This is a genomic window from Sedimentitalea sp., assembly GCF_039973035.1.
Classification (GTDB): domain Bacteria; phylum Pseudomonadota; class Alphaproteobacteria; order Rhodobacterales; family Rhodobacteraceae; genus Sedimentitalea.
On record NZ_JBDWLR010000086.1, the window covers coordinates 81,959 to 101,763 of the forward strand.

Consider the following 19,805-nt stretch of genomic DNA (forward strand, 5'->3'; position numbering starts at 1 on the left):
ACTGGCGGGGCAGGTATGGCGGAAATCTCTACGCGCAAGCGTATCTGGGGCTGGTGGTTCTTTGACTGGGCAAGCCAGCCTTACCACACGCTGTTGGTCACCTTCATCTTTGGTCCATATTTCGCCAGCGTTGCCGCCGAATATTACCTAGCCACGGGCCTCAGCGATCAGGCCGCGGATGCCAAGGCCCAGACCGTCTGGGCCTGGTGCCTGACAATTACCGGGCTGATCATCGGGCTGGGGGCGCCAGTCATGGGGGCGCTCGCGGATACGTCGGGGCGGCGCATTCCATGGATCGCAGCGTTTTCGGTTATGTATGTGGTCGGCGCCGCCGCGCTCTGGACCACGGCACCGGACGGGTCGAACATGTGGTGGGGGCTGATTGCTTTTGGTGTCGGGTTCATTGGTGCGGAATACGCGCTGATCTTTATCAACTCGCAATTGCCGGACTTGGGTAGCGACGAAGAGATCGGAGAAATTTCCGGCTCTGGTTTTGCGTTCGGATATCTTGGCGGTTTCATCACGCTGCTCATTTTGTTGTTGTTCTTTGCCGAGCAGGGCAACGGCAAGACGATCCTTGGGCTTGACCCGTTGTTCGGGCTGGATGCATCGCAACGCGAAGGCACACGCGCTGTCGGCCCGATCACGGCCCTGTGGTACGCGGTGTTCATGATCCCCTATTTCATGTGGATGCGGGATCCGCCTGTTACCGGGCCGCGAGGAAAGGTTACGGATGCGTTTTCCAATCTGGGCCGATTGGTGCGCAGCCTTGGTCAGCGCCTCAGCCTGTCGGCCTATCTTGGTTCGTCGATGTTCTATCGCGATGCATTGAACGGGCTTTACGGATTTGGTGGCGTCTATGCCGGGCTGGTTCTTGATTGGGAAGTCACGCAGATTGGCATTTTCGGAATTATGGCGCTTATCTCGTCAGTGATCTTCAGCTTTTTGGGCGGCAAGGTCGACAAACGTTTGGGTCCAAAGCCGGTGATCATCGGCTCAATCTGGGTCCTGATTGCGGTTTGCGTTGTGATTATCAGCATGTCACGCACACAGTTCTTCGGGATGCCGCTGCCAGAAGGTTCGACATTGCCGGATCTGGTCTTCTTTGGCTGTGGCGTCTTGATCGGCGGCATGGGCGGTGTGGTGCAATCTGCCAGCCGCAGCCTGATGGTGCGCCATTCTGACCCTGCGTCGCCAACCGAGTACTTTGGGCTTTATGGCCTATCCGGTCGCGCGACGGCCTTTATTGCGCCGTCGCTGATCGGTGTGGTCACGGCTTGGACGGGGAGCGCACGGCTGGGCATTTCACCGGTTATTGCCCTCTTTCTTGTCGGTCTTGTTCTGCTAGTCTGGGTAAAACCCGAAGGAGATCTTTCCAAATGACCTATTCGCGTGTCATGGCCGCTCTTCTGGGCGTGGTGCTGGCGCTGCCGGTCGGGGCGGAACCGCTGGCCAAGCAGCTTTTTGGCGCGAAATCCGCCAACTCGCGCCAAGCGCCGGCGTCTTACGGCAGCTATTCCAAGGGCTGCGTAGCGGGCGCGGTGCAATTGCCGGAAACCGGACCCACATGGCAGGCGATGCGCTTGTCTCGCAATCGTAACTGGGGCCACCCGGAAACCATCGATTTCATCCAGGACCTCAGCCGCACCGCGGCCAAGCAACCGGGATGGAACGGACTTTATATCGGGGACATCAGCCAGCCACGGGGCGGGCCGATGACGTCGGGACACCGCAGCCATCAGGTTGGGCTGGATGTTGATATCTGGATGTTGCCGACCTCGCGGTTGAACCTGTCACAGCGCAATCGCGAGAATATCTCGTCGATTTCCATGCAGCGATCCAAGGGCGCCTATGTCAACGACAGCTGGAGCCGCGCACATCACGAAATCATCCGGGCCGCAGCACGTGACAAGCGTGTTGCGCGCATTTTTGTGTTTCCGGGCGCCAAGGTGCAGATGTGCAAGGACAACAAGGGGAGCCGCCGTTGGCTGCGCAAGGTGCGGCCATGGTGGGGGCACCACTATCATTTCCACGTGCGCCTCTCCTGTCCCAAGGGCGCAACAGGCTGTGCCGATCAGAACCCACCGCCACGCGGTGATGGCTGTGCCGAAGCGCAACAATGGGTCAACAATATCATCAGCCCGCCACCGCCAAAACCACGAGATCCAAACGCCCCCAAACCTCAGCCACGGCGTGAATATTACCTTGCCGATCTGCCTCAGCAATGCGCCTCGGTCCTGCGCTCCAACTGATCTTTGCCCTGACACTTGCCGCGCTTCCCGCCCGTTCCGAGGGGATGCGGGCAGAGTATCTTGGCTCGTTTGAATGGGAATTGTCGCAACGTTGGTTCGGTGGCCTATCGGGGATCGAATTGTCGGCGGATGGACAGCGGATGACCGTCATATCCGACCGCGGGCGGATTCTGTTTGCGAATGTTCTGCGGCAGGACGGGTTGATACAGGGCATAGACCTTGTTCGCAAAGCCCGATTGCGCGGGCACAACGGCGCCCCCCTCATTGGCAGGATTCGCGATTCCGAAGGGCTGGTGGTTGCGCCGAACGGCACGATCTATGTGTCCTTTGAAGGCGTGCATCGCGTGTCGCGCTACCGACAGGTCGATCAGGCGTCCGAAAGCCTGCACAGGCCTCGGGCATTTCGTCAGTTGCCGGTGAATGGCGGGTTCGAAGCGTTGGCGATGGATGATCGCGGACGTCTGTTGGCAATGCCAGAACAGGCGTTTGACGACAATGGCGACATTCCAGTCTATCGCTGGGACGATGATGTGTGGACGCAACCGTTCTGCCTGCCCAGCGATGGTGCATTTCTTCCAGTAGGTGCGGATTTTGGCCCCGATGGTCGCCTCTACCTGCTTGAACGGACGTTCAACATCTTTGGCTTCCGCTCAAGGGTGCGAAGCTGGCAGATTGCGGATGATAGCGCTGTTGACGAACGGTTGGAGCTGCAGACAACAACCGGGACACATGACAACCTCGAGGGCATATCGATCTGGACGGATACGCAGGACCGCGTGCGTCTGACGATGGTTGCAGATGACAACTTTCTGTTCCTGCAACGCACAGAATTTGTGGAATACGCCCTGATCAATTGACTTGCGTTGCAAGCTGCAAAGCGTTAACCGCACCGTGCTTGCCATCTGGCGGGCCAAGTCGCCGCAACCTTGCAAAAACGGGCATCCAAATGACACGCGCACATATTCCCGGCATTCTTGCCATGGCCGCCATCGTCGTGGCCTCGAACATTCTCGTCCAGTTCCTGTTTGGCCAATGGCTGACTTGGGGGGCCTTCACTTATCCGTTCGCTTTCTTGGTCACCGACCTGATGAACCGGATTTACGGCGCGCAAGCGGCGCGCAAGGTCGTTCTGGCCGGCTTCATCGTCGGCATCATCTGTTCACTGATCGGCACCCAGATCGCTGGTGAATTCGGCCCGCTGGTCACCCTGCGGATCGCTTTGGGTTCTGGCATCGCCTTTCTGCTGGCGCAATTGCTGGATGTCAGCATCTTTTCCGCCCTACGCGAGGGGCGTTGGTGGCGGGCTCCGCTTGTATCCACGCTGGTCGGGTCTTCGGTGGATACGGCGCTGTTTTTTACCGTCGCGTTTTCTGCGTGGCTTGTCTGGCTAGAGCCTTCCAACGATGTCGGCTGGGCGAACGAGGTTCTGCCCTTGTTGGGTGTTGGACCGGCCCTGCCATTGTGGATGTCGCTCGCGCTGGCGGACTGGATGGTCAAGCTTTCTCTGGCGTTGGTCGCGCTGATCCCCTTCCGCCTGATTTCTGAGCGGTTCAGGTCGGCCCCTGTTTCGCACTGACGATTTTTCTTTGCGATTTCGTTGACCCGTGCCAAGCTGAGGTCTACGTCAACAACGGAAAAGGAGGTGATCCAGTGTCAAGAAAGGTATTGGAGCGAGGTGTCGGAACAGCTTGGGAGGTTGCCCACTAAGGCAGTCCTCGGCGGTCAATCCGCCCAAGGCGATCTGGCAAAGGTCTGACCGACCCTGCCTCCGAAAGACTTTCGAAGGGACGTCCGGATATTCGGGCGTCCCTTTTTGATTCCGGTTTTTGAATCGGGCCGGGGCCTGTATGCAGGGGTTATGTTGCGGATAAACGAAGATATCACCATTCAGGATTGGGAACTGACCGAGAATTTCGTGCGTGCCTCGGGGCCGGGCGGGCAGAACGTGAACAAGGTCGCGACTGCGGTTGAATTGCGGTTCGAGGCGGCCCGGTCGCCGTCTCTGCCGCCTGCTGCCAAATCGCGGCTAAAGCGTTTGGCCGGGCGCCGTTGGACCAAGGAAGGTGCGCTGATCATTCAGTGCGATGAAACTCGCAGCCAGGCCCGCAATCGCGACATCGCGCTTGATCGCCTTGCCGATCTGATCCGCCGTGCGCTGACAGCCCCGAAACGCCGCATCGCGACCAAGCCGACCAAGGGCTCCGTGCGCCGCCGTCTTCATGCCAAGAAAGCACGCGGAGAGGTCAAGGCGTTGCGCGGCTCGGTTCCTGACGAGTGACATTGTGAAAGCGCGCAGCTTGCTGTTACGGTGCCGCCAGACAGACCGGTGACATGGGGGACACGGATGCGACTTGAGGGCAAAACCGCGATCGTAACAGGCGGAGCGTCAGGCTTTGGCGCTGGTATCGTGCGCAAATTCTGCGCCGAAGGCGCGCGGGTGATGATTGCGGATATCAACGGCGACGCGGCGTCAGACCTTGCTACGGAAATCGGCGACCTTGCGGTTGCACAGGCCGTCGATGTTGCGGATGGTACGTCTGTCGATGCCATGGCGACCGGCGCGCTGGAACGCTTTGGTCAGGTCGATATTCTTGTCAACAATGCCGGGGTGACGCATTTGCCTGCCCCGATGGAAGATATCAGCGAGGATGACTTTGATCGGGTTTTCCGGGTCAACATGAAGTCGATCTACCTCGCTGCGCGGGCGCTGGTGCCGCATATGAAATCGCGGGGGCAGGGCGCTATTCTGAACGTTGCCTCAACTGCGGGTCTGTCGCCGCGGCCCAAGCTCAACTGGTACAATGCGTCCAAAGGTTGGGTCATCACGGCCAGTCGGACCATGGCGGTGGAACTGGCCCCCGACGGCATTCGGGTCAACGCGCTGGCACCGGTCGCCGGAGAAACCCCGTTGCTCAAGTCCTTCATGGGCGAAGACACGCCAGAGATGCGCGCCAAGTTCTTGTCGACGATTCCCCTTGGTCGATTCTCGCAACCAGAAGACATGGGGAACGCCGCTTGCTACCTCTGCTCGGACGAAGCAAGCATGATCACCGGCGTTGTCATGGAAGTGGATGGCGGGCGTTGCATCTGATGCGTTTGCAGACCAATGGCCGGTTTGCGCGGTTTCTTCTGGCGATGAGGACAGTCGCATGACCCCCGGTCCACGGAACCTTATCACTGATGTACCGGGTTTGCTGGTTGGGAATGCGCAGGATCCGGCTTTAAAATCCGGCACTACGGTTCTGCTCGGGCAAGATCAGTTGACGGGCTCATATTGCGTCATGGGAGGTGCGCCGGGGACACGCGAAACAGATCTGCTGGAGCCGGACAAGTCGGTTGCGCAGGTTGACGCGATCGTCCTTTCCGGTGGCTCGACCTATGGACTGGATGCTGCATCCGGGGTGGTGTCTGGCCTGCGTGAGCAGGGCCGGGGCTTTCCTCTGCTGCATCTGCGGATACCGTTGGTGCCGTCTGCAATTATCTTTGATCTGCTGAACGGCGGCGACAAGGACTGGCGCGAAAACCCATATCCGGCGCTCGGGCGGGCGGCGTTGGCAGACGCACGGGCTGATTTTGAACTTGGGACTGTTGGCGCGGGAACGGGGGCCTTGACCGGAATGCTGAAAGGCGGCCTTGGGTCGGCATCTTTGGTTCTGGACAGTGGAATCACCGTTGGTGCCCTGATCGCTGTGAACCCGGTCGGAAGCGTTACCACGCCCGGAGAGCGGCATTTCTGGGCGGCTCCGTTTGAAGTTGATGGCGAATTTGGCGGGCTCGGCCCGGATCCGCGTGGTGGGCTAGGTCGCAGTTTTGAAAGCCGGAAGGCTGGCGCGGCTGCACAACTGGCCAATACGGCCATCGGCGTCGTTGGCACTGATGCCAGCCTGACCAAGGCGCAGGCCAAGCGGATTGCAACAGTCGCACATGACGGGATCGCGCGGGCGATTGTCCCGTCCCATATGCCCAACGACGGAGACCTTATCTTTGCGGTATCCACAAACAGTCGCCAGTTGCGCGCGCCCGAAAGTGACATTCGCGACATCGGTCATGCGGCGGCACTCTGCATCGCGCGGGCGGTGGCACGGGCCGTCTATCTTGCGCGCCCGGCGCCGGGCGACCTGCTACCTTGTTGGAGCGACGGCGAAACCTAGCGCAGGGTGCTTGCCAGAGCGGGAACGCCCCGCTACCTACGGCTTTCTTGCCGCAACGGACCGAAAACCAAGCCATGACTGATTTGATTCCCGCCTGGGTCGACGGGACGCTGACCACTGTCGAAAAGCTTACTGCGCATCGCGAAGGCATCCGGCATATGGCCGTGTCGGTCTTTGTGATCCGTGGGCAGGACATACTGCTCCAGCGCCGCGCCTTGGGGAAATACCACACGCCCGGTCTGTGGGCGAATACCTGTTGTACGCATCCCAAATGGGGCGAGGATGCCGGGGATTGTGCCGTCCGACGCTTACAGCAGGAACTGGGGATAACCGGGCTTGTACCCGAGTACCGCCAGACGCTCGAATACCGTGCGGATGTTGGTGGTGGTCTGATCGAACACGAGGTTGTCGACGTTTTTCTGGCGCATGCACCGCACGATCTGGCGGTGACGCCCAATCCCGACGAAGTGATGGAGACTCGCTGGGTCAGCTTTGCCGCCTTGCAGCAAGAAGTCCGCGCGCAGGGCGAGCGTTTTACGCCATGGCTGCGCATCTACCTGACCGAGCATTCCGAAACCATATTCGGAAGCCACCTGGCTAAAGGGTGATCAGCGAACTGACGCAGGCTGCAACACTGCTGGTGCGTCGGCTCGTCGAGAGCCGTCACTAAAGGCTTGTATAACCCTGAATCTCGGCCAGTATGGCAGCGGAATTGCCGCATAAGGCATCACGTTACCGACAGGGAGTTAGTACATGAAACCCATCTCCAGACTGGCCTTTGCCAGCGCCATGGCCCTTGCCGCATCTTTGGGCGCGGCGCAGGCGCAAACCAATCTGACCGTTGCACTGCAACTTGAACCTCCTCATCTGGATCCGACCAGCGCCGCCGCAGGCGCCATCGATTCGGTGGTCTATTCCAACATTTTCGAAGGTCTGACGCGCTTTATGGGCGATGGTTCGATTGTGCCCGGTTTGGCCGAAAGCTGGGAAATCTCGGATGATGGGCTGGTCTATACGTTTCGGTTGCGGGACGGCGTGACATTTCATGACGGTACGACGATGGACGCCGAAGACGTCAAGTTCAGCCTTGATCGCGCCCGTGCCGAAGACAGCGCCAATGCACAAAAGGCGCTGTTCACGGCGATCTCCGAGGTGGAGGTCGTCGATCCGCTGACTGTCAAGATCACACTGAGCGAACCCAATGGCCTGTTCCTGTTTAACCTTGCCTGGGGTGACGCGGTGATCGTCGCGCCAGAGAGTATCGAGAACATCAAAACCAACCCGATCGGGACCGGCGCGTTCAAGTTCGTCGACTGGGTGCAGGGCGACAAGGTCGATGTTGCCAAGAACCCGGACTACTGGGGCACGCCGGCGGTGCTCGATACTGCGACGTTCAAGTTCATCAGCGATCCAACGGCGGCCTTTGCAGCGGTGATGGCCGAGGACGTGGACGTGTTTGCAGGCTTTCCGGCGCCTGAAAATCTGCCGCAGTTCGAAGCCGAGTCGCGCTTTCAGGTACTTGTCGGGTCGACCGAGGGCGAAACGATCCTTTCGACAAACAACAAGCAGCCACCTTTTGACGATATCAAGGTTCGTCAGGCACTGGCGCATGCAATCGACCGGCAGGCGATCATCGACGGCGCGATGTTCGGACTTGGCACGCCCATTGGCACCCATTTTGCCCCGCATCACCCTGCCTATGTCGACCTGACCGGTAATTCTGCCTTTGACCCGGAGAAGGCCAAAGCCTTGCTGGCCGAAGCAGGCCTTGCAGACGGGTTTGAGACCACCCTGCACCTGCCGCCACCGTCCTACGCACGACGCGGTGGCGAGATCGTCGCAGCGCAGTTGGCGGAGGTCGGGATCACCGCTGAAATCATCAACGTCGAATGGGCCCAATGGCTTGAAACGGTGTTTCGCGGCAAGAATTTCGGGTTGACGATTATCAGCCATACCGAACCGATGGACATCGGTATCTATGCGCGTCCTGAGTATTACTTTCAGTATGACAATAAGGCGTTTCAGGATCTGATGGCCGATTTGAACCGCACCACCGACGAAGCCAAGCGGACCGAGTTGCTGCAGCAGGCACAGACGATCCTCTCGGAGGATTACGTCAACGCGTATCTCTTTGAGCTGGCGTTTCCAACGGTTGCCAAGGCCGGAGTACAAGGCCTTTGGGTGAACGCACCGACACAGGCGACAGACCTGACGGCCGTAAGCTGGGCAGAGTAGTCGCCATGACCCTGTCTGCGGCCCGACATTGTTGGCCGCAGGTTGCCCATCAACCCATCCGGTCGCTGGACCCGGTTGGGTCAACGGCCTAACCTGTCTGCAATGCTGCGTTATTCACTCAAACGTCTGTTGTCGCTTCTGATCAGCCTGGCGGTTGCCTCGCTGGTCATATTCCTTGTGATCGAGGTTGCGCCGGGCGACCCGGCGAGTTTCATGCTGGGGATCAACGCACAGCCCGACACGGTTGCCGCGCTGCGCAGCGAACTGGGGCTGAATGTGCCAAAATGGGCGCGATATCTGAACTGGGTTGGTGGCATGCTCAGCGGGGATTTCGGCACGTCTTATACGTATCGCACCCCGGTTGCGGAAATGATTGCCGACCGGTTGTGGGTGTCTTTGCCGCTCGCGTTGTATGCGCTGACCATTTCAACGCTCATTGCATTTCCGGCGGGGATATATGCCGCAGCACGCCGGGGTGGCCCCGGTGATGTCGCGGTGATGGGCGCAACCCAACTGGGTGTTGCGATCCCGAATTTCTGGTTCGCGATGATGATGGTACTGGTTTTTGCCATTAATCTACGCTGGTTCAACGCGGGGGGCTTTGCCGGTTGGGACAAGGGTGTTTGGGTTGGACTGCACTCTCTGACACTGCCGGCGATTTCGCTGGCCCTGCCGCAAGCCGCGATTCTCGCGCGGGTGATGCGGTCGTCGTTGCTGGATATTCTGGGAGAGGATTTCATGCGCACAGCTCGCGCCAAGGGGCTGAGCCGGCGGCAGACTCTGTGGCGGCATGGGGTGCGCAACGCTTTGATCCCGGTCCTGACGATCATTGGCCTGCAATTCTCGTTCTTGCTGGCCGGCGCGATCATCATCGAACAGGTGTTCTACCTGCCGGGGCTGGGGCGTCTGGTGTTTCAGGCGATCAGTTCCCGCGATCTGATCGTGGTTGAAAGCGTGGTGATGTTATTGGTGTTTTCTGTCATCACCGTGAATTTTCTGGTCGATCTCGCCTATGCGCTGGTCGATCCCCGGCTGAGGGCGCGTACATGACGCGGAACCTGATCCTTGGGGTAATTCTGTCCTCGCTGGTCCTGCTGATGGCTTTGGTTTCCTTTGTCTGGACGCCATATGGTCACGCCGCGATGAACATCCCGGCCAAGTTGCAAACCCCCAACGCCGCCCATTGGCTTGGAACGGATCATTTCGGGCGCGATATCTTCAGCATGATCATGGTCGGCGCGCGCACCTCTATCGCCGTAGCGCTGGTTGCTGTCGGGATAGGTATGGTGCTTGGCGTGCCGCTTGGCCTTGCCGCGGCCGCGCGCAAGGGCAGTTGGCTGGACGAGGTTATTATGCGGGGAAACGACCTTGTTTTTGCCTTTCCGAGCCTTGTCATCGCAATCCTGATCACAGCAGTTTTCGGGGCCGGGGCGGTCAATGCGATCATCGCCATCGGCATTTTCAATATCCCGGTGTTTGCCCGGATCACGCGGGGTGCGGCACTGTCCCTGTGGGAGCGTGATTTTATTCTTGCCGCCCGCGTCGCGGGCAAATCTGGGGCGCGGATCTCGTTTGAACACATTCTTCCGAATGTCACTAACCTGTTGATCGTGCAGGGGACCATTCAATTCAGCCTAGGGATATTGGCCGAGGCTGGCCTGTCGTATGTCGGCCTTGGTGCGCAACCGCCGACGCCCAGCTGGGGGCGGATGCTGGCGGATGCGCAAACCATGGTCAGCATCGCACCGCATTTGGCGTTGGTGCCGGGCATCGCCATCGTGCTCACCGTTTTGGGTCTGAACCTGATGGGTGACGGGCTACGCGACTATCTTGACCCCCGCCTGCGGATCAGCCGCGCATGAGCTTGCTTGCGATTGATAACCTGTCACTGGCTCTTCACAAGACAGAGATCCTGAAGGGCGTATCATTGACTGTCGACCCCGGAGAGATCGTCGCCGTTACTGGTGAAAGCGGGTCGGGAAAGTCGATGACAGCACTGGCCGTGATGGGGCTCTTGCCAATGGGCGCACGTGTCAACGGGGCAATCGACCTCGAAGACACCGCAATTCTCAGCAGTTCCGAGGCCGAGATGTGCACATTACGCGGCAGCGCCGTCGGCATGGTGTTTCAGGAACCAATGACCGCGCTGAACCCGGTCAAGACGATTGGGGATCAGGTTGCGGAAACCATCCTTGTGCACAAGGCGATGTCGCCTGATGCCGCGAGAACGCGTGCGCGCGAGATGCTTGATCGTGTGGGTTTGCCTGTCGAGCGGTTCCCGCTGTCACGCTATCCGCATGAATTGTCCGGCGGTCAGCGTCAACGCGTGGTGATTGCAATGGCCATCGCGCTACGGCCCCGGCTGCTGATCGCCGACGAACCGACCACTGCGCTGGATGTGACGACGCAGGCGCAGATCCTCGATCTGTTGAAATCACTGGTCGCCGATTTTGGCATGGGTCTTCTGATGATCACGCATGATCTGGCGGTGGTTGCAGACATGGCCGACCGCATCGTGGTGATGCGTCACGGCGAAGTCGTCGAGACCGGGCCGACGGATGATTTGCTGGCGAACATGCGGCACCCCTACACGAAAATGCTGTTTGAGGCGTCGTCGCACAAGGTGGTCCTGCCTGACGCGCCTGCACCAGTGCCGCTTTTGCAGGTCAAGAACGTGGTGCGGGATTACCGTTTGCCTCGTACCCGGCTCTTTGCCGATCCCGGCCACTTTCGCGCGGTTGATGACGCCAGCTTTACGCTGAATCGGGGAGAGCGGCTGGGTCTGGTCGGGGAAAGCGGTTGCGGCAAGTCGACGCTGACACGAGCCATTCTGGGGTTGGAACAGGTGCAATCGGGGCAGATCCTGCTGGATGGTGCGCCGGTTTTTGCAGGCAACGCGCCGAATATCGTGGTCCGGCGCAAGATGCAGGTGGTGTTTCAGGACCCGTTCGGGTCGTTCAATCCGCGTCACCGGGTCGACAGGCTAGTCACCGAACCGTTCCACCTGCTCGACGATCCTCCGCGCGGCACCAAGCGTCAGGATGCGATTGCCGAGGCGCTGACGGCGGTTGGTTTGCAACCGGACGACGCGCAGAAATACATCCACGAGTTTTCCGGCGGCCAGCGCCAGCGGATTGCGATCGCCCGCGCCCTGATCATCCGGCCAGAACTGATCTTGTTTGACGAGGCGGTCAGCGCACTTGATGTGTCGGTCCGGGCCCAGATACTTGATCTTTTGGCAGAGCTTTGTGCGGCCTATGATCTGACTTATCTGTTCATCAGCCATGACCTGAGCGTCGTGCGCACTGTCACTGACCGCGTGTTGGTGATGCAGGCGGGGCAGATCATCGAGCAGGGCGATACCGAGGCCGTGTTCACCGACCCGCAACACCCTTATACAAAATCACTGATCGCCGCTGCACCGGTATTGCCGGACTTGGGCAGGGAATATTCGGCAGTTGATACACCAAACATAACGTGAGCGCCTCTTTGGCCTCCCATGCGCCAAAACCGATCACAGGGATTAGACCAACACCTCGAGTCGTTCCTGATCGCCCACTCCGAAAACACGTTTGTAGCGTTCGATCTCGTCGGCAGGACCCATGGCTTTTTCAGGGTTGTCCGACAGCTTGACCGTTGGGCGCCCGTTCGCAGCTACTGCCTTGCAAACAAGGGAGAATGGAGCCAGCGCATCATCGGGGACCAGCCCGCGGAAATCATTGGTCAGCAAGGTGCCCCAGCCGAACGAGGCGTTGGTTTCACCTGCGAACTCGCGGGAAAGTTCGATGATCTTCTCAACGTCCAGCCCATCCGAAAAGATCACCCGCTTTTGCTTGGGGTCCTCTCCACGCGATTTCCACCAGTCGATAGCAATGCGGGCGGCGGCGGCGGGGTCACCGCTGTCGATCCGAATGCCGGTCCACCCGGCGAGCCAGTCAGGCGCATTGTCCAGAAACCCTTGCGTGCCATAGGTATCCGGAAGGATGATGCGCAGATTGCCTTCATGTTCTTCGTGCCAATCGGACAGAACGTCATAAGGTGCGCGCGCCAAGGCGGCATCGTCCTCGGCCAGCGCGGCATAGACCATCGGCAACTCATGGGCATTGGTCCCGATCGCCTCGACCTCGCGCCGCATGGCGATCAGGCAATTTGACGTGCCGGTGAACTTCTTGCCCAACCCTTCCATCATCGCCTGCACACACCAATCCTGCCAGAGAAAGGAATGCCTACGGCGGGTGCCGAAATCGGCAATTCCCAAGGGTTCCACATCGCGCAGGCGCTCGATCTTCTCCCAAACGCGGGTCATCGCCTGGGCGTAGAGCACCTGCAGTTCAAACCGCCCCATCCCATCAAGTACCGCGCGGCCGCGCAGTTCCATCAACACCGCCAATGCCGGAATTTCCCACAGCATGACCTCGGGCCAGCTGCCTTCAAAGGTCAATTCGTACTGATCGCCGCGGCGCTCCAGATGGTAGGCAGGCAGGCGCAGGTTCTCGAACCACTCCATGAAATCTGAGCGGAACATCTGGCGCTTGCCATAGAACGTGTTGCCGCGCAGCCATGTACTTTCCCCCCGGCTCAGGCTGAGCGAACGAATGTGGTCCAACTGCTCGCGCAGTTCCCCTTCGTCGATCAGGTCCGCGAGGGGTATGCGGGTGGTGCGGTTGATCAGTGAAAACGCCACTTCGGTATCGGGCTTGTTGCGGAACACCGACTGGCACATCAACAGCTTGTAGAAATCGGTGTCGATCAGCGACCGTACAATGGGGTCGATCTTCCACTTGTGGTTATAGACGCGCGTCGCGATGTCGACCATGTGCGGTTCTCCTACTGCCTGACACTTCTGCCAACCCTAGACTTGAGGGGCAAGCCCTTGGCGGAAAGAACATTTGGGCCTTTGGATGAAATACTCAACGCCGCTGTTGTGCAGCTAGGACGGCGGAGGAACTTGTTTTTCGAAACAGAATTGTTTGAAGAAATTCGAACAGCAGCGGCGCGTTTGATTTCTGCAGGCATGCCAACTGGAGACCTTAGTGATCTTGACGAATGCAAAGAGGGAAACGAAAACAACGAGGACGATGAAGGCAACGAAGGTAATGAGGGCAAAGAGAGTGACGAATGCGATGAGGGTTGGAATTTCCCGACCGCGGCTGCTGCCAGTGCCGAGTGTGGTGGATATGCCTGTGGTGTCGATGCGCCCACAGATCTCGAGACCTCATGCGGCGCTGATTCCTGAGCACTTGATGCCAATGGCGGCGAAGCTCTTGACCTTGACGAAGCCATCATTGGAGGGGAGCTGCTCGGCGGCCTAGACGTTGCTCCCGGCGTCTTGTGAACTGCCTTACACATAGGTGTAGGGTGTTTAAGCTACAGAAAAGAACCTCCCCGAACACGGGGAGGTTCAAATAAAATGCCAAACGAGAGTGATGAACCCAGGTGGTTCCGGTAACGCTGAGGTTCCGGTTACTCGCTGGCTGCCGGTTGGCTCAATTGCTGGATCGCGCTGTCAACCTCTGCCGAGAACGCGGGCGGGTTTTCCGCGTTGATCATTGCCTTCACCTTCTGGAACTGTCCCAGAGCTTCCTCGGTCATCTCAAGCGCTGCCAGATTGGCTGCCAAGTGGTATTGCACTGTCACATCCCCCGGCAACCCTGCGGCGGCGGCTCTCAGGTGTTCCAGCGCGGCTTCGTGGTTGCCTCGGCGGTGGCTGATCCAACCAAAGGTATCCTGAAATGCCGGGACGTCGCTTTCGCGAAGGCGGCGCGACACGGTATAGGCGCGCTGTAGGCTTTCTTCATCCCCGCGATGGGTTGCGAGCAGGCTTGCAAGGTTGTTGGCAACGATCAGCGAGTTAGAATTCTCAACATACATGGCTTCATAGATTTCGATCGCGGCATCCAGATCGCCAGCGCGCTCAAGCTCGCCTGCCTTGGCCCACAACAAGGTGCCGTTTGTCGGAAGCGCCGCAAGGGCTTCGTCAAGAACGGCGTTGGCAGCATCCAAGTCGCCGGCCTGTTGCTTCATACGGTACAGTGCGATCCAGACATTGGCGTATTGTGGATTTTCGGCGAGCAACGCGCGAAACTGTTCTTCGGCTTCTGCGGTTTCTCCTGCCTCGGCAAGGAAACCGCCTTTCATAAAGCGCAGGGTCGCATCGTCTGGGCTTTCGGCCAGCAAATCGTTCAGATACGTTTCTGCCGCTTCCGGACCGTCCGTTTCCAGCCGGCTCCGAAGCAATGCATACTGTGCGCTTTTGCCCAATGCCGCATCATTTTCCAAGCCTTCGAGCAAGGTTGTCAGTTCCTCGGAGCGATCCTGACCGGTCAATTTACGCGCTGTCAGTTCGGTTGCCTGACGTCGTGCGTTCGGATCATCCAGAGCATTGAGAGCCGCGATAACATCGTCGGTTCGCGACCAGTCTTCCATCCTAGTGTAGACGTCTCCGAGTGCAGCCAGAAGTGCAGGGTTTTGTGGGGCAAGCCGGAGTGCATCGATCAGGATACCTTCTGCTGCCAGCAGATTATCGTCGTCGGCAAGGGAGCTGGCATAGCGCAGAGATTCGACGGGTGCCTTTCCGGATGCCTGAACGGCGAGCGCAAGCATTTCGGAGCGCAGATCCTGATTGCCCTCCCGCTCGTAGGCGCGGGCCATCAGCGACATGATGTCGGCGTCATCGGGTGAATCGTTCAGCGCATCCCGCAGCATAGCAATCGCATCCGCGGTTTCGTCGTCGTCGATCAGCCAGTTGGCCTTGAGCTTGACGGCGTCGGGCTGGGCGGGGTCTTCGGCCAAGACTTTTTCCACCAATGCGCGGGCACCGACGGCGTTGTCCTGCTGAAACAGCATCCGGGCAAGATCAACTTCAAAGCTGCGCGTCAGATCGTTTCGTTCTGCATCCGCGGTCAGTTCCTCCATTTCGGCGATACCGGCATCGGTTTCACCCATCTGGAAATTCAACTTGGCGCGCATGGACCGAAAGTTGGCATCATCCGCAAGACCTGCTGCGAGTTGCTTTTCAACCTCTGCCAGTGCAGCCTCTTGTCCGCGCATCTGCTCCAGAAAGCTGATGAGAAACACGCGATCTTCGGGGCTGGCTCCTTCGCGTTCGGCCTCTGAGCGAATGAACGTTTCTGCTTCGTCAAGTTTTTGCTGATTGATCAGAAAACGCACCAGTGTCTGTTTGTACGCGCCGCGTTCTTGCGGGAAACGATCCATGAGGTCGCGCAGCTGGGCCTCGATACCTTTCAGATCGCCAACCTGCTGGAGGATGCCAAGGCGAATGCCGTATAGATCCTTTTGATCCGGGTCGATCGCCAAACCATCGTCGATTGCATCAAGCGCCGCATACCATTCCTGTTTGCGCAGCAGGTTGTCGATCAGGATATTGCGTGCATTCTTGAGGCTGCTGTCTTCGGTGATCAGGGCTTGTGCCTTTACGATCGCTGCCTGTTGGGCGTCGTCTTCGCGCGCCTGTACGGCGTTGAAATAGGCAACGGCGTTTTCGATGGAGAGCAGTTTGATGTCATCGGGGGCAAGGGCAAGTGCCTTGGCCACGTGACTTTCCGCGTCAGACCAGTTCTGCGTGGATGCAGCGATTTCTGCCAGCGCACGCTGGCCCTCGAGATTTTCGGGATATTGCTCGACCAGACGAAGGTATTCACCATAGGCGTCCGGGATATGGCCGTGTTCATACAGCGTGCGAGCATAGGTTTCGCGCGCACCTTCGTGGGTGCCGTTCAACTGAAATACGTTGCGGAATTCGATCAGGGCGCGCTCGACATCACCTTCTTCAAGCAGCGACAGAGCGGATTGATAGTGCGACTCGGCGCGTTCCTCGGATGTATCACATGCCGCTGCAAAGCTAAGTCCCGCCGATAGAAGTATAGCGAGGCCAACGCGACCCGTGCGCGTACGCACGCGATTATTCCGAACATTCTGCACTCTACTAAACCCCGGGTTGTTGTGGTTACCGCAGAATCAGTATCCGGTTCCGCGGACCACGACAACAAAGGTTTTGGCGATGATTTTGCAATCATTTGCGAATGTCATGTTGTAGAAATACTTGTCATCGTAACGCGCCCGGTCGGAAAAGGCGCTTTCGTTACGCTCTGTCACCTGCCACAGGCCGGAAATACCGGGGCGCATCCAGTAGTATGCACGACCGGGGTACATGTTTTCCTGCTCGATCATCATGGGCCGGGGACCAATAAGAGCCATATCACCCAAGAATACATTGATCAGCTGGGGCAATTCATCGAGCGAACACTTGCGCAGATACGCGCCAATCCGGGTGACGCGCGGGTCATGACGCAGTTTCTGGCTGCGATTCCATTCGGCCAACGCCTGAGGATGCTCTGACAGGTATTCGGCCAGACGCTGATCGGCATTCGGCACCATCGTGCGGAATTTGTACATGTTAAAGAGGCGGCCATTCTTTCCGATCCGTTTCTGGATGTAGATCGGAGAGCCTCCGTCAAGCGCCACGAGAAAGGCGGTCAGCAGCATCAGGGGCACGGTGACCGGAGCGGTCAACAGAATGACAACCAAGTCACAGACGCGCTTTCCAAGACCTGTATAAAGGTCCAGTTTGCGACCGCTTGTCGATGGAACGATATCGGAAAGTGACACTCCTTGAAGGCGTGTCGGATCATTAATTGGAAAAGTCATCTTACACTCACTTAAAATTAACAAGTTCATTGGTTACAAGACGCGGTCCAAAACGACCGCAACAGCTACACTAGCAATGCTCTACAACTTAGCGAAAATTTGCGCATAAACAACCGCTTTCTCAACTACCTTAAGTTGTAGATTTTAGTTAAGTAATTGATAAATAGTAAATATATTGAATTTTACGGCTCGATAAAATAAGCGAGAGTTAGCCAAACACCTGTATAAACGGCTTTTGCGGGCTCGCGATACTGAGGCGATTGGACGTTACGTCACCCAGTGTCGCCACAATTTGGGCACATACCTTTCATTGTTTCGATTTAGTTGACCATCATAACAACTGTACCCGGATGAGAAACCGGTGCTGAGTCGGTCATCTGCGCGTCGTCGGAGGCCGAAATTTGCTTGTTTGCGGCAGTTCCGCCGCGCGCTAACCACATTTTCCCACCGTTCCGGCGGGCAAATCGATCAAGGGTAAGGCACAACGTGTTGATTGAAGTCGCAGATGGGTCTCTTGTTTTAGGCATTGGAACGTCCCAAGTGTGTCTGGTGTTAACCGGTATCAAGCAAGTCCGGCTGTAGTTTATGAGTAGCAACCCGTTTTCAGGTATTTGACCCAAGATGACACAATCTTCATTTTACCTTGACTATTTCGGCCTGACCGAGCGTCCGTTCACGCTCGTTCCGGACCCCGAGTTCATCTATTGGTCCCCACAGCACCGGCGCGCCTATTCGATACTGGAGTTCGGTATCCTGTCGCACGCGCCTATCACGATGCTGACCGGAGAGGTTGGCGCAGGCAAGACCACGCTGCTGCAAAATCTGCTGAGTCAGATGGAGGAGGATGTGACCGTTGGCCTTGTATCCAACGCACAGGGAAGCCGCGGTGAACTCTTGCAGTGGGTCCTGAACTCATTGGACATCCCCTTTGACGCAGAAGACGGATACGTCCAGCATTTTCAGGCGCTTCAGGATTTCTTGATCGGTGAATATGCGCGGGGTAAGCGGGTCGTTTTGGTTTTTGACGAGGCGCAGAACGTCTCTCGCGAGGGTCTTGAAGAACTGCGCATGCTGATCAACATCAACTCCAACAAGGATGAATTGGTGCAGCTCATCCTTGTTGGACAGCCCGAGTTGAGAGATATGGTGCGCCATCCGAGCATGAGCCAGTTGGCCCAGCGTATCTCGTCGAGCTTTCATCTCAACCGGATGAATGCGGATGCCACCCAAGCCTATATTCGACACAGAATGAAGGTTGCCGGCGCCGATAGCGATGTGTTCAGCACCGGCGCCTGTACGCTGATCCACGGCGTAACCGGCGGGGTGCCGCGTCTTGTCAATCAATTGTGCGATTTCGCATTGCTTTACTGCTGGACCGAAGAGGTCAGCAAAGTCGTCACTGCGCCGGTTGTGCAGTCGGTGATTGATGATGGCGTGTTCTTTTGTGAACGCGGATACGGTTCAGAGGCGCTCGCCTAGAGCGGGCTTCTGAGGGACGGGTTTGCAGAACTCATTTCTCGATTTTTGACCATGTGTCGCCAGTAGTGCGTTTCCCGGCTCGCATCATCTCATCTGTCTTACCAAGCGCTGAACAAGAGTGGCGTAGGCGAGCTAATTCGGCCCATTGTCCGGCATTGGTCGGACGGCGTCCGCGAAAACGGAGGCCATATGGCCCCGTGAATTCTTTTATTGGTGCTGCTGAACAGTCAGGACGCCTTGCGCCGACGCCGTGCGAGACCCAGACCGCCCAATGCGGTGAGCAGCATCATCCCAGCCGCCGGTACCGGAACGGCAGCAACTTGTGTTGCATCAAACGACGTCATGTCATTTGCGTCATTGTGGCGGATCATGAATGCCGTGGTCATCGAAAACGGGTCGGTGAGGATTTTGCTCAATGTGTTTTGGCCGGTCTGGAAACCGCTCACCGAACTGTTCAAAAGAACGCCGCCCGCATCGATGGCTGTATGCTTTGAGAACAGCCTGTTGTTATCATCCACATAGCCCTTGACCATGAGGGACTTGCCAACAGTCGTTGCCGCCACGTCCAGTTGAACCAATGAGGTGGAGGTCCCGCCAGCGCCGGCGCCAAAGTTGTCCTCGGAAACAAGGATCATGATCGCCCCGACACCGCTTGTCGTGACCGCGATTGTATTTAGCCGGGATTGTCCTGCCATATCCTGTGGGGTCACTGTGATGTCCCAGGACATGTTGGCGTCGGTGCCGTCTGACTTGGCTCTGGTCATGTCACCGGTATCCAGAACCCTTTCAAGCAAGACCTTGGGCTTTGAAGCGATGTCGTAAACGCGGATGGTGGCGGCTGACGCCATTGCTGGCAGTGAAACCAGAACTGCGACCACTCCCAGTGTTTTCAAACCGTTAAACATAATATTCCTACTTGTTACCAACTTGGGCACTCGATGCGCCTAACACTCACGTGGCGCAGTCACTTTACAGGGAGATACTTAGTTCAGCTGGGCCCCAAGAGGAATGATGTTCGGTA

Annotated in this window: 18 protein-coding genes; 14 read left to right on the forward strand and 4 right to left on the reverse strand. The window is 58.0% G+C overall.

The window, feature by feature from the left end; genetic code table 11:
- Positions 1-15 precede the first annotated feature (15 nt).
- The 12 genes from ABJO75_RS21680 to ABJO75_RS21735 all read left to right on the forward strand — a co-directional run bounded on the left by ABJO75_RS21680 (position 16) and on the right by ABJO75_RS21735 (position 12,119).
- Positions 16-1,383, forward strand: coding sequence for an MFS transporter (locus ABJO75_RS21680; RefSeq protein ID WP_348126482.1), 1,368 nt, complete (start codon positions 16-18; stop codon positions 1,381-1,383).
- A gap of 14 nt (positions 1,384-1,397) precedes the next feature.
- A complete protein-coding gene (mepA, locus tag ABJO75_RS21685) occupies positions 1,398-2,252 on the forward strand; it encodes a penicillin-insensitive murein endopeptidase (protein WP_348126584.1) in 855 nt (284 codons plus the stop codon).
- Complete coding sequence (locus ABJO75_RS21690) at positions 2,225-3,109, forward strand: esterase-like activity of phytase family protein (RefSeq protein ID WP_348126484.1); 885 nt, start codon at positions 2,225-2,227, stop codon at positions 3,107-3,109. The genes mepA and ABJO75_RS21690 overlap by 28 nt, the downstream gene beginning before the upstream one ends.
- An 89-nt stretch (positions 3,110-3,198) precedes the next feature.
- Positions 3,199-3,828 carry a queuosine precursor transporter gene (locus tag ABJO75_RS21695; protein ID WP_348126486.1) on the forward strand — a complete coding sequence of 210 codons (630 nt, stop codon included), beginning with the start codon at positions 3,199-3,201 and terminating at the stop codon, positions 3,826-3,828.
- 282 nt (positions 3,829-4,110) lie between these two features.
- Positions 4,111-4,530, forward strand: coding sequence for an alternative ribosome rescue aminoacyl-tRNA hydrolase ArfB (gene arfB, locus ABJO75_RS21700; RefSeq protein WP_348126488.1), 420 nt, complete (start codon positions 4,111-4,113; stop codon positions 4,528-4,530).
- 66 nt (positions 4,531-4,596) lie between these two features.
- Entirely contained in the window at positions 4,597-5,343 is a 747-nt protein-coding gene (locus tag ABJO75_RS21705) for an SDR family oxidoreductase (protein ID WP_348126489.1), read from the forward strand.
- A gap of 58 nt (positions 5,344-5,401) precedes the next feature.
- Complete coding sequence (locus tag ABJO75_RS21710) at positions 5,402-6,403, forward strand: P1 family peptidase (RefSeq protein WP_348126490.1); 1,002 nt, start codon at positions 5,402-5,404, stop codon at positions 6,401-6,403.
- 74 nt (positions 6,404-6,477) lie between these two features.
- Positions 6,478-7,011: an isopentenyl-diphosphate Delta-isomerase gene (idi, locus tag ABJO75_RS21715; RefSeq protein ID WP_348126492.1), complete on the forward strand. Its 534-nt coding sequence runs from the start codon at positions 6,478-6,480 to the stop codon at positions 7,009-7,011.
- 145 nt (positions 7,012-7,156) lie between these two features.
- Entirely contained in the window at positions 7,157-8,638 is a 1,482-nt protein-coding gene (locus tag ABJO75_RS21720; RefSeq protein WP_348126494.1) for an ABC transporter substrate-binding protein, read from the forward strand.
- Positions 8,639-8,740: 102 nt separating this feature from the next.
- Positions 8,741-9,688, forward strand: a complete 948-nt coding sequence (locus ABJO75_RS21725; protein WP_348126496.1) for an ABC transporter permease — start codon at positions 8,741-8,743, stop codon at positions 9,686-9,688.
- Positions 9,685-10,500, forward strand: a complete 816-nt coding sequence (locus ABJO75_RS21730) for an ABC transporter permease (RefSeq protein WP_348126498.1) — start codon at positions 9,685-9,687, stop codon at positions 10,498-10,500. The genes ABJO75_RS21725 and ABJO75_RS21730 overlap by 4 nt, the downstream gene beginning before the upstream one ends.
- Positions 10,497-12,119 carry a dipeptide ABC transporter ATP-binding protein gene (locus ABJO75_RS21735; protein WP_348126500.1) on the forward strand — a complete coding sequence of 541 codons (1,623 nt, stop codon included), beginning with the start codon at positions 10,497-10,499 and terminating at the stop codon, positions 12,117-12,119. Before ABJO75_RS21730 ends, ABJO75_RS21735 begins: the two co-directional genes overlap by 4 nt.
- A 42-nt stretch (positions 12,120-12,161) precedes the next feature.
- Here ABJO75_RS21735 and pncB read toward each other — a convergent pair whose 3' ends face one another.
- On the reverse strand, positions 12,162-13,454 hold the full coding sequence (gene pncB, locus ABJO75_RS21740; RefSeq protein WP_348126502.1) for a nicotinate phosphoribosyltransferase: 1,293 nt from the start codon (positions 13,452-13,454) through the stop codon (positions 12,162-12,164).
- 57 nt (positions 13,455-13,511) lie between these two features.
- On the opposite strand from pncB, the gene ABJO75_RS21745 reads away from it, so the two are divergent.
- Complete coding sequence (locus ABJO75_RS21745; protein ID WP_348126504.1) at positions 13,512-13,874, forward strand: hypothetical protein; 363 nt, start codon at positions 13,512-13,514, stop codon at positions 13,872-13,874.
- A 227-nt stretch (positions 13,875-14,101) separates the two neighbouring features.
- Here the strand turns inward: ABJO75_RS21745 and ABJO75_RS21750 are convergent, their stop codons facing one another.
- Both ABJO75_RS21750 and ABJO75_RS21755 read right to left on the reverse strand, forming a co-directional pair.
- Entirely contained in the window at positions 14,102-16,555 is a 2,454-nt protein-coding gene (locus ABJO75_RS21750) for a tetratricopeptide repeat protein (RefSeq protein WP_348126506.1), read from the reverse strand.
- A 60-nt stretch (positions 16,556-16,615) separates the two neighbouring features.
- On the reverse strand, positions 16,616-17,305 hold the full coding sequence (locus ABJO75_RS21755) for a sugar transferase (protein ID WP_348126508.1): 690 nt from the start codon (positions 17,303-17,305) through the stop codon (positions 16,616-16,618).
- A gap of 621 nt (positions 17,306-17,926) precedes the next feature.
- Here ABJO75_RS21755 and ABJO75_RS21760 point away from each other — a divergent pair.
- Entirely contained in the window at positions 17,927-18,784 is an 858-nt protein-coding gene (locus tag ABJO75_RS21760; RefSeq protein ID WP_348126510.1) for an AAA family ATPase, read from the forward strand.
- A gap of 227 nt (positions 18,785-19,011) precedes the next feature.
- Here ABJO75_RS21760 and ABJO75_RS21765 read toward each other — a convergent pair whose 3' ends face one another.
- Entirely contained in the window at positions 19,012-19,689 is a 678-nt protein-coding gene (locus tag ABJO75_RS21765; RefSeq protein WP_348126512.1) for a VPLPA-CTERM sorting domain-containing protein, read from the reverse strand.
- Positions 19,690-19,805 lie beyond the last annotated feature (116 nt).

Bases quoted from the DNA above. Each gene is read 5' to 3' on its own strand.
- ABJO75_RS21735 (WP_348126500.1), top strand. From the start codon at position 10,497: ATGAGCTTGCTTGCGATTGATAACCTGTCACTGGCTCTTCACAAGACA.
- ABJO75_RS21690 (WP_348126484.1), top strand. From the start codon at position 2,225: ATGCGCCTCGGTCCTGCGCTCCAACTGATCTTTGCCCTGACACTTGCC.
- ABJO75_RS21730 (WP_348126498.1), top strand. From the start codon at position 9,685: ATGACGCGGAACCTGATCCTTGGGGTAATTCTGTCCTCGCTGGTCCTG.
- idi (WP_348126492.1), top strand. From the start codon at position 6,478: ATGACTGATTTGATTCCCGCCTGGGTCGACGGGACGCTGACCACTGTC.
- ABJO75_RS21760 (WP_348126510.1), top strand. From the start codon at position 17,927: ATGACACAATCTTCATTTTACCTTGACTATTTCGGCCTGACCGAGCGT.
- arfB (WP_348126488.1), top strand. From the start codon at position 4,111: ATGTTGCGGATAAACGAAGATATCACCATTCAGGATTGGGAACTGACC.
- ABJO75_RS21695 (WP_348126486.1), top strand. From the start codon at position 3,199: ATGACACGCGCACATATTCCCGGCATTCTTGCCATGGCCGCCATCGTC.
- pncB (WP_348126502.1), bottom strand. From the start codon at position 13,454: ATGGTCGACATCGCGACGCGCGTCTATAACCACAAGTGGAAGATCGAC.
- ABJO75_RS21725 (WP_348126496.1), top strand. From the start codon at position 8,741: ATGCTGCGTTATTCACTCAAACGTCTGTTGTCGCTTCTGATCAGCCTG.
- ABJO75_RS21710 (WP_348126490.1), top strand. From the start codon at position 5,402: ATGACCCCCGGTCCACGGAACCTTATCACTGATGTACCGGGTTTGCTG.
- ABJO75_RS21680 (WP_348126482.1), top strand. From the start codon at position 16: ATGGCGGAAATCTCTACGCGCAAGCGTATCTGGGGCTGGTGGTTCTTT.
- ABJO75_RS21705 (WP_348126489.1), top strand. From the start codon at position 4,597: ATGCGACTTGAGGGCAAAACCGCGATCGTAACAGGCGGAGCGTCAGGC.
- ABJO75_RS21755 (WP_348126508.1), bottom strand. From the start codon at position 17,305: ATGACTTTTCCAATTAATGATCCGACACGCCTTCAAGGAGTGTCACTT.
- ABJO75_RS21720 (WP_348126494.1), top strand. From the start codon at position 7,157: ATGAAACCCATCTCCAGACTGGCCTTTGCCAGCGCCATGGCCCTTGCC.
- ABJO75_RS21765 (WP_348126512.1), bottom strand. From the start codon at position 19,689: ATGTTTAACGGTTTGAAAACACTGGGAGTGGTCGCAGTTCTGGTTTCA.
- mepA (WP_348126584.1), top strand. From the start codon at position 1,398: ATGGCCGCTCTTCTGGGCGTGGTGCTGGCGCTGCCGGTCGGGGCGGAA.